General features: G+C 67.0%; 9 protein-coding genes and 1 pseudogene. 6 read left to right on the forward strand and 4 right to left on the reverse strand.

The annotated features are described in order from the left end of the window. The first annotated feature begins 335 nt into the window (after window positions 1–335). Window positions 336–584, forward strand: a complete 249-nt coding sequence (locus tag J7U37_RS17325) for a hypothetical protein (RefSeq protein WP_056184529.1) — start codon at window positions 336–338, stop codon at window positions 582–584. Between the two features lie 51 nt (window positions 585–635). Further along, window positions 636–836 (forward strand): hypothetical protein, encoded by a 201-nt coding sequence (locus J7U37_RS17330; RefSeq protein ID WP_056481950.1) that lies wholly within the window; start codon window positions 636–638, stop codon window positions 834–836. Window positions 837–847: 11 nt separating this feature from the next. Here J7U37_RS17330 and J7U37_RS17335 read toward each other — a convergent pair whose 3' ends face one another. Beyond that, entirely contained in the window at window positions 848–2,428 is a 1,581-nt protein-coding gene (locus J7U37_RS17335; RefSeq protein ID WP_247636490.1) for a cyclic nucleotide-binding domain-containing thioredoxin-disulfide reductase, read from the reverse strand. Between the two features lie 587 nt (window positions 2,429–3,015). Between J7U37_RS17335 and J7U37_RS17340 the strand changes: the two genes are divergently transcribed. The 3 genes from J7U37_RS17340 (at window position 3,016) to J7U37_RS17350 (ending at window position 6,172) form a co-directional block, all read left to right on the forward strand. After that, entirely contained in the window at window positions 3,016–4,962 is a 1,947-nt protein-coding gene (locus J7U37_RS17340) for an ATP-binding protein (RefSeq protein WP_247636491.1), read from the forward strand. Further along, window positions 4,959–5,681 carry a response regulator gene (locus J7U37_RS17345; RefSeq protein ID WP_247636492.1) on the forward strand — a complete coding sequence of 241 codons (723 nt, stop codon included), beginning with the start codon at window positions 4,959–4,961 and terminating at the stop codon, window positions 5,679–5,681. The genes J7U37_RS17340 and J7U37_RS17345 overlap by 4 nt, the downstream gene beginning before the upstream one ends. A 107-nt stretch (window positions 5,682–5,788) precedes the next feature. Beyond that, complete coding sequence (locus J7U37_RS17350) at window positions 5,789–6,172, forward strand: response regulator (protein ID WP_247636493.1); 384 nt, start codon at window positions 5,789–5,791, stop codon at window positions 6,170–6,172. Window positions 6,173–6,215: 43 nt separating this feature from the next. On the opposite strand, the gene J7U37_RS17355 is transcribed toward J7U37_RS17350, so the two are convergent. Next, window positions 6,216–6,956, reverse strand: coding sequence for an SDR family NAD(P)-dependent oxidoreductase (locus J7U37_RS17355; RefSeq protein WP_244478398.1), 741 nt, complete (start codon window positions 6,954–6,956; stop codon window positions 6,216–6,218). 848 nt (window positions 6,957–7,804) lie between these two features. Here J7U37_RS17355 and J7U37_RS17360 point away from each other — a divergent pair. Continuing rightward, on the forward strand, window positions 7,805–8,491 hold the full coding sequence (locus J7U37_RS17360; RefSeq protein WP_247636494.1) for a sugar transferase: 687 nt from the start codon (window positions 7,805–7,807) through the stop codon (window positions 8,489–8,491). Between the two features lie 221 nt (window positions 8,492–8,712). Here J7U37_RS17360 and J7U37_RS17365 read toward each other — a convergent pair whose 3' ends face one another. Continuing rightward, window positions 8,713–9,732, reverse strand: a complete 1,020-nt coding sequence (locus tag J7U37_RS17365; RefSeq protein WP_348773001.1) for a TonB-dependent receptor — start codon at window positions 9,730–9,732, stop codon at window positions 8,713–8,715. 12 nt (window positions 9,733–9,744) lie between these two features. Beyond that, a pseudogene (locus tag J7U37_RS17370) lies at window positions 9,745–9,956 on the reverse strand (transposase); the annotation flags it as partial. Between the last annotated feature and the right edge of the window lie 169 nt (window positions 9,957–10,125).

Raw genomic sequence — 10,125 nt, forward strand, 5'->3', positions numbered from 1 at the left:
CGATTATTTGAAAGAGGACACGCTGTTGCTACGCGGCGACAGGCTGTTGCTACGGGGCGACAGGCTGTTGCTACGGGGCGAATGCCATGGCGCAGATCCCCACCGACCACGAATCGCGTTTCATGCATGTTTCGAGGCGGAATCCGAAAAGACGAATACTTGATATGCAAACCTTGGTATAATGGCGTCGACCCAAGGAATCACAGCGATGATCCGCTGTATAATATCGCGCCTCTCCAGGTTGGCTAGGATGTGAGCACGAACCGAGGACTGGCGACACGAAGTGCTCAGTCCACGGATCGCTCTCAGAACCACCATCCAATCGGAGACATCCCATGATCAAGCAGCTCGCCACCCTCGCGGTTCTCCAGCTCGGCCTCGTCGCCCCCGCCTTCGCGACGCCGATGCATCACCCGGTCGCCACCCGGCAGGGCGCCGATATCGCCACGACCGGTTCGCTCCCGACCGACAGGGCGCCGCAGGCCGGCCGAAGCCTCGACAGCTCGGCCAAGGGCGGCAACGCCGACGAGACCAATCATGCGGTCCCGAATTTCGGCACGACGTCCGGCGGCCCCGCCTTCTGACTCCCGTCCAGTCCGGCCCGCCGCCGCGCGGCATCTCCAGGGAGACCGACCATGAACCTGCTCGTCCGGCCCTTCCTCGCAGCCGCCCTGGCCCTCGGGTCGACGGCACCCTTCGCCCAGACCTACACACCCCCGGCGGGGCTCGCCGCCGCCGGGGCACCGGGGGGCCAGACCGCCCGAACCCCGGCGACACAGGATCGGGGGGAGGGCGCCCCGCGCCGCCATCACGGCCTCCTGCGCACCCACCCGTGACGGGAAGCGAGTCAGGGATCCGGATGTAGGAAGGCGTGGACCGCCTGGACAACCACCGAGCCCTCGCCGACGCCGGAGGCGACCCGCTTCACCGAGCCCGCCCGGACGTCGCCAACGGCGTAGAGGCCGGGCACGACGGTGGCGTAGGGCGACGTGGCCGGTAGCCCGTCCCGGTTCATCCCCGTCGGCACGAAGCCCTTCGGATCGAGGGTGAGGCACTCCGCCAGCCATCCGGTGTTCGGCACCGCGCCGATCATGACAAAGATGTTCCCAATCGGCCGGGTCTCGCCGAGGCCGGTCGACCCGTCGCGCCACGTCACCGACGTCAGCGTATCGTCGCCGTGCAGCGCCTCGATCTCGGTCCGGGTATGCAGGGTTATGCGCGGCGACGACGCGATCCGACGCACGAGATAGTCCGACATGGTGGCGGCCAGCCCGTCCGCCCGCACCAGGAGATGGACGTGCGCCACGGTGCGTGACAGGAACATCGCGGCCTGACCGGCCGAGTTCCCGCCGCCGACCACGATCACCTCGGCGCCCGTACAGAGCTGCGCCTCCATGGCCGTGGCGGCGTAATGAATGCCCTGGCCCTCGAAATGGGCGTAGCGCGGCAAGTCCAGCCGGCGATAGCGCGCCCCCGTGGCAGCGATGACCGCACGGGCCGGAACGCTTCCGCCGTCCTCCAGGACCACCCGGAAGGCCGAACCGCCGCAATCGAGCTGCGCCGCCATGCGGGAGATCGCGAGCCGCGCCCCGAATTTCTGCGCCTGGACCTGGGCCCGACCGGCGAGCGCCTGGCCCGAGATGCCGGTGGGAAAACCCAGATAGTTTTCGATTTTCGAGGAGGTCCCGGCCTGCCCGCCCGGGGCCATCCCCTCGATCACGATGGTGTCGAGTCCCTCTGAGGCAGCATAGACGGCGGCCGCGAGGCCCGCCGGACCGGCGCCGATCACCGCCACGTCGTAGATGCGGCCCGGGTCGAGGGCTTCGGTCAGGCCGAGCGCATCCGCCAGGGCCGCGTTCGAGGGATTGCGCAGCACGGCCTCGCCCGGGGCGATCACCACCGGCAGGTCGGCTGCCGTGAGGCCGAACCCCTGGAGGGCGTGCCGGGCCTCGGGGTCGAGGGCGATGTCGAGAATGCGGTGGGGATAGGCGTTGCGAACGAGGAAGCGTTCGAGACGCAACGTTTCACGGTAATGGCCAAGGCCGATCAGCACCACGCCACCCCGTCCGTGCCGGATCAGTCCGACCCGGCGCAAGATGAACGCCCGCATGATGATCTCGCCGATATCCGGCTCCGCCGTCACCAGGCGGCGGAAGTCGCTGCGCGGGATGCGGACCACCCGCGTCTCCACGGCGGCCCGGCCCGAAACCAGGATCTCGCGATCGTTGAGCAGATCGAGCTCGCCGGTGAACTGGCGGGCGGTGTGCACGGTGAACACCGTGGCGGCCCCCGCATGATCGGTCTCGAACATGTCGACCTGACCCGAGAGGACCAGGAAGAAGTCCACGCTGCGCTGGCCGCGCGAGAACAGCAGCGTCCCGGCCGCAAGGATCTCCTCGGTGCCATAGGCGGCCACCCGCTGCGCCATTTCCGCACTCAGGTGGGGAAAGGTCTGCGCGGAGCGATCGTCGCCCCCGGCGTCCGGTGCCCCATTCGTGGACGCCGAATCTTGGGGCGCCGAATCTTGGGACGCCGAATTCGTGTCGGTCACGTCAGCGCACTCCGTGTCTTCGAACGCGGTATTTTAGATCCGGTGGGGCGCTCGGGCCACGCCTGATCCGCGCGCCGTCCCGCCGGGTCGGTGCGAGCGAGGCTGGACGACGGCGTCGCATCGCGCTTGTCCGATCGCGCGTCGTTTTGTACGGAGCCGCCCCCATCGAGACGTGGGGTGATCCGACGCGGAACGCGCCCGGACCAAGGGATTGGATCGTCCAATCTGCAAGCGAAACATGCAAGATTCGCAGTCCTGTCAGGATCGAGGACAGGGGGTCGGCTGCCGGTCCCGGCAAGCCCGGGAGGAACGGAGCGAACGTATGCGGACGCAGACCCGAGAGGCGGCGCGCCGAAGGGCGCGGAGGCGTGTGCCGTGAAGGTTGTGCGTCGAGTTTGGCTGTGGTCGGTCGTCCCGAGCCGACGGAGACGCACGCTCATCCCGAGCAGGCGCGCGAGGTTTCGATGGACGCGCGCCTCGTAGCCGGTCCATCCGCTCTCGGCACCGGCGATGAAGGCCGCGGACGCCTGAGAGGCCTCGGCGCGCTCGCGCTCGGCTGTGCGGCGGCGCTGTTCCTCATCGATGCGTTCACCCCGCTGGAGGGGGCGGTGGCCGTCCTCTACGTCGTCGTCGTGCTGATGGCGGCGCGGGCCTTCGAGCGGAACAGCGTCATCCTGGTGGCGATCGGCTGCCTGATGCTGACGGCGGTGGCCTACCTGCTGTCGCACGACCCTCTCGACCGCGATTCCGCATTGCTGCGCGCCTTCGTCAGCCTCGCGGCGATCGGGGTGAGCACTCTGCTGGTGCTGCGCAACCAGGCGACCGCCACCATCCTGGCCGAGCAGGCCGAACTGCTCGAACTCACCCACGACCCGATCTTCGTGCGCGCGCCGAGCGGGATCGCGACGTTCTGGAACCGGGCGGCGGAGGATCTCTACGGCTGGCGCCGGGACGAGGTTCGGGGCCGGCGGGTCCACGCGCTGCTGCGCACCGTCTTCCCGGACGGGGAGGCGGCGATCCGGGCCGAATTGATGCGAACCGGGCGATGGGAGGGCGAGCTGGTCCAGTCCGTCCGGTCGGGGGCCAAGGTGGTGGTCGAGAGCCGCTGGTCGCTCCAGCGCGATGCGCGCGGCGAGCCGGTCGCGATCCTGGAGACCAATACCGACATCACGGAGCGCCGCCGCGCACACGCAGCCCTGGTGCAGAGCGAGCGTCGCTACCGCACCATCTTCGACAGCGCGCGGGTCTCGATCCTGCAGCAGGATTGGCGAGCGGTCCGGGCGGCCCTCGATGCGCTCCCGGCCGAGACGCGCGCAACGCTCGGGACCTATCTCGACGGGCATCCCGAGATGGTTCGCACCCTGCGCCGCAGCGTCACCATCGTCGAGGCGAACGCGGAGATGCGGCGCCTGATCGGAGCCGGGGAGGAAGCGGCGCCCCCCCGCACCCTCGACGCGTACCTGCCCGACGACGAGCCGACCTTCGCCGCTTCCCTGGCCGCACTCGCGCGCGGCGACGCGTTCTTCGAGGGCGAGACGGCGATCCGGACGCTGTCGGGCGCACGGGTGCCGATCCTGTTCGGCATCACCTTCCCCTCCGAGCCCGGCGGGTTCGAGTGCGTGCTGGTCTTCGCGGTCGACATCACCGAGCGCAAGCAAGCCCAGGAAGCACTCCTCGCCGTCCAGGCCGAGCTGGCTCACGCCGCGCGCGTCACCACGCTCGGCGAACTGACTGCCTCGATCGCCCACGAGGTGAACCAGCCCCTGGCGGCGATCGTCACCAATGCCGAGGCGGCCCTGCGCTGGCTTCGACGGGATGTTCCAGACCTGATGGAAGCCGCATCGGCCCTGCGCCGGGTCGTGGCAAGCGGGACGCGCGCGGGCGAGATCGTGTCCCGCATCCGCACCTTCCTGGCCAAGGCACCGCCCCCGCGCGACTGGATCGACCTGCGCGAGATGATCGATGAATCGGCCCAGTTGCTGGAGCGTGAATTGGCGCGCAGCGGCGTGCGCCTGATGCGAGAGCTGGCATCCGACCTGCCCGCCATCCTCTGCGACCGGGTGCAGGTGCAGCAGGTGCTGATCAACCTGATGATCAATGCCGTGCAGGCCATGGCGATGGTCGACGACCGTCCCCGTCGTCTCATCCTCCGAGTCGCAGCGGACGTCGCAGCGGACGCGACGGCGGTCCGCGTCACCGTGGCGGACAATGGCGCGGGCATCCCGGATGAGGTCGTCGAGCAGGTGTTCCGACCCTTCTTCACCACCAAGCCCGACGGGATGGGCATGGGGCTGGCGATCTGCCGCTCGACCATCGAGGCCCATGGCGGTCGCCTCTGGGTCTCCGGCCACGAGGGGCCAGGCGCCGCCTTCCACTTCACGATCCCCACGACGCCCGGGAGGCGTTCATGAGACGCAACGGCGCAACGGAACCCGCCCGACCTCCGGCCGCGCCCCCCACGGTGTTCGTGGTGGACGACGACAGCGATCTCCGGGACGCACTCTCGGGCCTCCTGCGCTCGGTCGACCTGCCCTGCCTCAGCTTCGGCTCGGTGACGGATTTCCTCGCCGCGCCACGCCCACCGGACGGGGGCTGCCTCGTGGTCGACGTCCGGTTGCCGGGGGTGAGCGGCCTCGACTTCCAGGATCAGATGAGCGCGCTCGGGATCGACCTGCCGATCATCCTGATGACCGGGCACGGCGACATCCCGATGTCGGTGCGGGCGATGAAGGCCGGAGCGGTGGATTTCCTGGCCAAGCCCTTCCGCGAGCAGGACCTGCTCGACGCGATCGCAGCCGCCCTCGCGCGCGATTCGCATCAGCGCAGCGCCCACGCGGCCCTGGACGGCCTGAAAGGCGATTACGCGACCTTGACGCCGCGCGAGCGCGAAGTGATGGCGCATGTCACCGCCGGTTTGCTCAACAAGCAGGTCGCGGGCAATCTTGGGCTCAGCGAGATCACGGTGAAGATCCATCGGGGCCAGGTCATGCGCAAGATGAAGGCGCGGTCGCTTGCCGATCTGGTCCGCAGCGCGGAAGCCCTTGGCATCTCGCCGGGCCGAGATCGACCGGGAGCGTCATCGCTGTCGCCGCGACGGTCCCCGAGGATGGAGGGCGAGCCCCCGGCCTGACGGCAAACCTCCGTATGATTACCAGCGGCGATGCCGAAGCCCATATCAGAGCATGGGCCAACGCCTCCGGATCGCCGTGACCGGGCAGCAAACCCCGGGGTCAAGCCATGCCAGCAGTGCCGGTGATCGCCATCGTGGACGATGACGAGGAGGTGCGGATCGCCACCGGAAGCCTGGTTCGCTCCCTCGGCTACACCGCCCGCATCTACGCCTCCGGACGCGCCTTCCTCGAATGCCACGACGCGCCGGTGCCCGACTGCGTCCTCACCGACGTGCAGATGCCTGGAATGTCGGGCCTGGAATTGTACCAGGGCCTGCTCGCCCGCGGCTCGACCGTGCCGGTGATCTTCATGACGGCGTTCCCCACCAACCGCCTCCGCGACACCCTTCTGGCGGCCGGCGCCAGCGACTTCCTCAAGAAGCCCTGCGACGGGGCCGAGATCATCCGGTCCCTGCACCGCGCCCTGCACACCGGGACCCGATCCACCTGAGCCGCTCCTGCCGGACGGAATCGCGCCGCGACGCGCGCCCCAGTCAGGCGGGAATCCGTTGCCCGTCCCAGGCAAAGACGCCGCCCGAATCCGGGGGATTCAACCCGTCGAGCACCGCCAGGAGGTGGGCCGCGCTAGCCTCCGGTGTGAACAGACCCGGAGCCCCGGCATCGGGCCGGAACGGCCGGGACAGGCCGGTCGCCACCGTTCCGGGATGGAGGCCGGCCACGATCGCGTCGGGATGGGTGCGCTTCGCCTCGATGGACAGGGTCCGGAGGATCTGGTTCAGGGCCGCCTTCGAGGCACGATAGGCGTACCAGCCGCCCAGGCGATTGTCGTCGATCGACCCTACCCGCGCCGACAGGGCGGCGAAGACGCTGCGTCCGCTCCGGGGCAACAGCGGCAGGAAGTGCTTGGCCACCAGGGCAGGACCGATGGTGTTGACGGCGAATACCGTCGCCATGGCGGCCGGGTCGAGGGTGCGGATCGCCTTCTCGGGTACCAGTCCAGTCTGATGCAGGAGGCCCGTGGCGACGATGACGAGCCCAACCGGCCCGCAGCGCGCCACGCGCTCGGCCGCGGCAGCAATCGAGGCCTCGTTGGTCACATCCACGCAACCGTAGCGGACCGGTTCGGGGACGACATCCCCCAGGGCGGCTCCCGCACGGGACAGGGCGAAGACGCTAGCGTGCTCCCCACGCAGCGCGAGAGCGCCGACGAGCGCGCGGCCGAGCCCCCCGGAGGCACCGATCACCACAGCGCTGGCCATAGCTTCATTTACCATGTCAATTTTGCTGGAACCGTTCGGACACCTTCGACGTTTCGGGGCGGAATCCGATGCGTCTCGAGCAGGTCCGGGGAGCTGGTGAGACGCTATGGCTGCACAGGCTCCAAGGGTAGATGAATGAGTACATCCTCGGCGTCGCACCCGGGTTCTGCACGGTTTCATCGTATTCGGCATCGCGAACGGGCCGCGCCGCGCGCGGCGGGTCCGGTGAGTTCGGTGGGGAACGCACGACGCCCGGATTTAGTGGTGCCGGAGCCCGTGGGATGGAACCCACAACGCTTGTTCGAGGCCCCGGCGGGCGGAACCGGCACTTTCCATCCGGTCCTTCGGCCTCGCTGAGCATCAGGCTCTTCCAGCCTGGGTGGATCGCTACGAGCGGCAAGGTTGATGGAGATCACGAGAGACGTGACAGGATTTCGCCGCGTTTGTCTGACACTGCGTTCTCGTTATCGTACGTAGAAAATTGATTTCCCCTCAACGCCTATGAACAAGCACACCGACAGCGCCGCACTTGATCAAATGACACCCTTCTAACCCATTATCGTTACAACAGAGATTCGGCCATCGAAAGCAATCGAACAGTCAATCAAAACTTTCGATCGTAAGCCGTCTCGGTATAAAAAGTGGCACCATTGTTCATCACCTGCTCTGACATTGCCTCTCTGTCCCAAAATACGCCTGCACGTATTTTTTTATGGTGCGGCCATCGGCGTGTTTCTGCTATGGGACCCGCAACAGCGCTCCCGAACGTCCAAAAATGGCGCGAAATTCCTAAATTCGATGTGGCACGAATTTCGCTGAAATTGGCCAACTTCTGATTAACTGCTGTTCGAAAGGACACCGATATGAAACGGGATGATTACGTGGCGGCAGAACAATCGAACCTTGCGTTTCCTCTCAGCCAGACCCAGTCTCGTCACATCGGTTTGGCGGCAAAGCGCAGTGTGGATGTTTCGATCGCCCTGATCACCCTGTTCCTTCTGCTTCCGCTGATGGCCGTTCTTCTGGTCGCGGTCTGGGCTCAAGATGGTAAATCGCCCATCTTCCGTCACCGCCGCATCGGCCTTGGCGGACGGACCTTCGATTGCCTCAAGATCCGGTCGATGATGTCCAATGGTGATGCCCTGCTTCAGGAGCATCTTGCGCAAAGCCGCTCTGCACGTGCGGAATGGGACGCAACCCACAAGCTCACGAACGATCCGCGGATTACCCCGCTCGGTCATATACTCCGCAAGACCAGCCTCGACGAGTTGCCCCAGCTGATCAACGTTCTGAAGGGCGAGATGAGCTTGGTCGGTCCCCGGCCCATCGTGCAGGCAGAGGTTGCCCGTTATGGCGCCGCCTTCCAGACCTGCTTCTCGGTCACGCCCGGCGTCACCGGTCTGTGGCAGGTCTCCGGTCGCAGCAACTGCTCCTACGCCGAGCGGGTCGAGATGGATCTCGCCTACGCCCTGGACTGGTCGTTCTCACGCGATCTTTCGATCCTGGTCCGCACGGTCCCGGCCGTGCTTGCCCAGCGCGGAAGCCGCTAAGCGCGCCCCGCGCGATCGCGCCGATGTCTCATCCACGCGAGATGTCTCATCCACGCGATCGGATGTTCAGTACCCCTCGCCATCCCGCCTTGGACGATGACGGAACGGCGAACCGGGCCGCGTGAACGAGGGACGCGAACCCGGTTCGCCGGCCATCCCTCGCATGGGGGCGGGCAGGGGACGGCACGGCAAGCTTGAGCGTTCGATGTTGCTCGGGTGTTTCAATTGCAGCCGTTGCAGATCCCGCTGGTGATCTCCGAATCCTTCTTCTGCTGCGGCGTGCGGCGTTCCTGCTCGCCGGACATCTCAGGCCCCGCGGTACTGCCCGGGGGCTTGGTCCGCCCGACGCTGGACGTGTTGGGTGCGGTCGTGGTGGACAGGGCTCCACCGCCCGTCCCGGTCTGAGCCGGGCTTTCCGCTCGCGCCGATCGCGTCCCGATGATGGCGAGCGGCAGAACCAAGGCGAGCGCAGCCTTGATCAGCACAATCTTCGTGGCCATGAACCTTTCTCCTTTCGCGCGCCAACCGCGCGCGCGCCGGATCGGTTCATGCAGGCCCGGAGCTTGGGCGCTTCGAGCCTGCGACGACATCTTCCAGCGAGTGGTCACCGAGCCCGTGATGCGGCGGCCATCGCCGTAGTTGCAGCCGTTATAACCGGCGAGCAGCGCGCAGGTCCCGACATAGACCCGATCGAACAGATTGTTGGCCGCAATCTGGAAGCGCCAACTGTCATAGGTGTAGGGGATCGAAGCATCGGTGAGGACGTAGTCCGGCACCCGGACCGTATTCTGGGCGTCCGCGAAGGTATCGCCGATGTAGCGCAGGCCGACGCCGAGTCCGAGGCCGCGGAAGGCGACGGTCTGGACCGTGTAGTCGAGCCAATTCGAAATCACGATGTTGGGCACCTGGATCGGCCGCCTGCCGACCACGCTGAGGCCGGCCGGCGGCGTGTCCCGCGTGACCCGCGCATCAAGTGCGGTGAGCGAACTCAGCAGGCGAAACCCGCTGCTGAGTTCGACCGTTCCCTCGATCTCGAAGCCGCGCACGTCGATCTCGCCGGTCTGGTAATAGGCCTGCTGCAGCGGATTGATAGCGTCGAAGCTGAGCGCGTTGCGCTTCTTGGTGTCGAAGACGGCGAACAGGAAGGACGTCGCCGCGCCCGGCGGCACGAACTTCACGCCGGCCTCCACGGTCTCTCCGGTCTCGGGCTTGGCCGGCGAGATCGCGTAGGCCTTTGGCACCGGAAGGCTGACGACCTCGCGGCGAGCGGCGAGCCTTACCACTTTCGTTTCAGGACCTCCTGCAGCATGGAGCGGTCCAGCATCAGGTCAGCGACCTGCCGCTTCAGCTTGCTGTTCTTGTCTTCCAGCTGCTCGAGCCGCCGGATCTCTGGTACGCCCATGCCGACGAACTGTTTCCTTCAGCGATGAAACGTTGGCTCGGACCCACCCATCTCGCCGCACAGACCTCGTCTGGCTCTTCGCCAAGTTTGGTGGATTGGGTTGGTGGGGGGGGGATGCCGGAAGGTAGCTGCTGGCTGAACCGGGCGGGGATTCTCAGATCAGGGTATGACCCTTCTCTGTCACATCCCCGGTTGTCGTCTTCTCCACGTCACGCGTGAGGAGAGCACTGCC

It is taken from the genome of Methylobacterium sp. 37f, from assembly GCF_023093475.1.
In the GTDB taxonomy this organism is placed as follows: Bacteria; Pseudomonadota; Alphaproteobacteria; order Rhizobiales; family Beijerinckiaceae; genus Methylobacterium.

Coding starts and splice junctions, on each gene's coding strand:
- J7U37_RS17330 (WP_056481950.1), top strand. CDS start 636: ATGAACCTGCTCGTCCGGCCCTTCCTCGCAGCCGCCCTGGCCCTCGGG.
- J7U37_RS17340 (WP_247636491.1), top strand. CDS start 3,016: ATGGACGCGCGCCTCGTAGCCGGTCCATCCGCTCTCGGCACCGGCGAT.
- J7U37_RS17335 (WP_247636490.1), bottom strand. CDS start 2,428: ATGGCGCAGCGGGTGGCCGCCTATGGCACCGAGGAGATCCTTGCGGCC.
- J7U37_RS17325 (WP_056184529.1), top strand. CDS start 336: ATGATCAAGCAGCTCGCCACCCTCGCGGTTCTCCAGCTCGGCCTCGTC.
- J7U37_RS17345 (WP_247636492.1), top strand. CDS start 4,959: ATGAGACGCAACGGCGCAACGGAACCCGCCCGACCTCCGGCCGCGCCC.
- J7U37_RS17350 (WP_247636493.1), top strand. CDS start 5,789: ATGCCAGCAGTGCCGGTGATCGCCATCGTGGACGATGACGAGGAGGTG.
- J7U37_RS17355 (WP_244478398.1), bottom strand. CDS start 6,956: ATGGTAAATGAAGCTATGGCCAGCGCTGTGGTGATCGGTGCCTCCGGG.
- J7U37_RS17360 (WP_247636494.1), top strand. CDS start 7,805: ATGAAACGGGATGATTACGTGGCGGCAGAACAATCGAACCTTGCGTTT.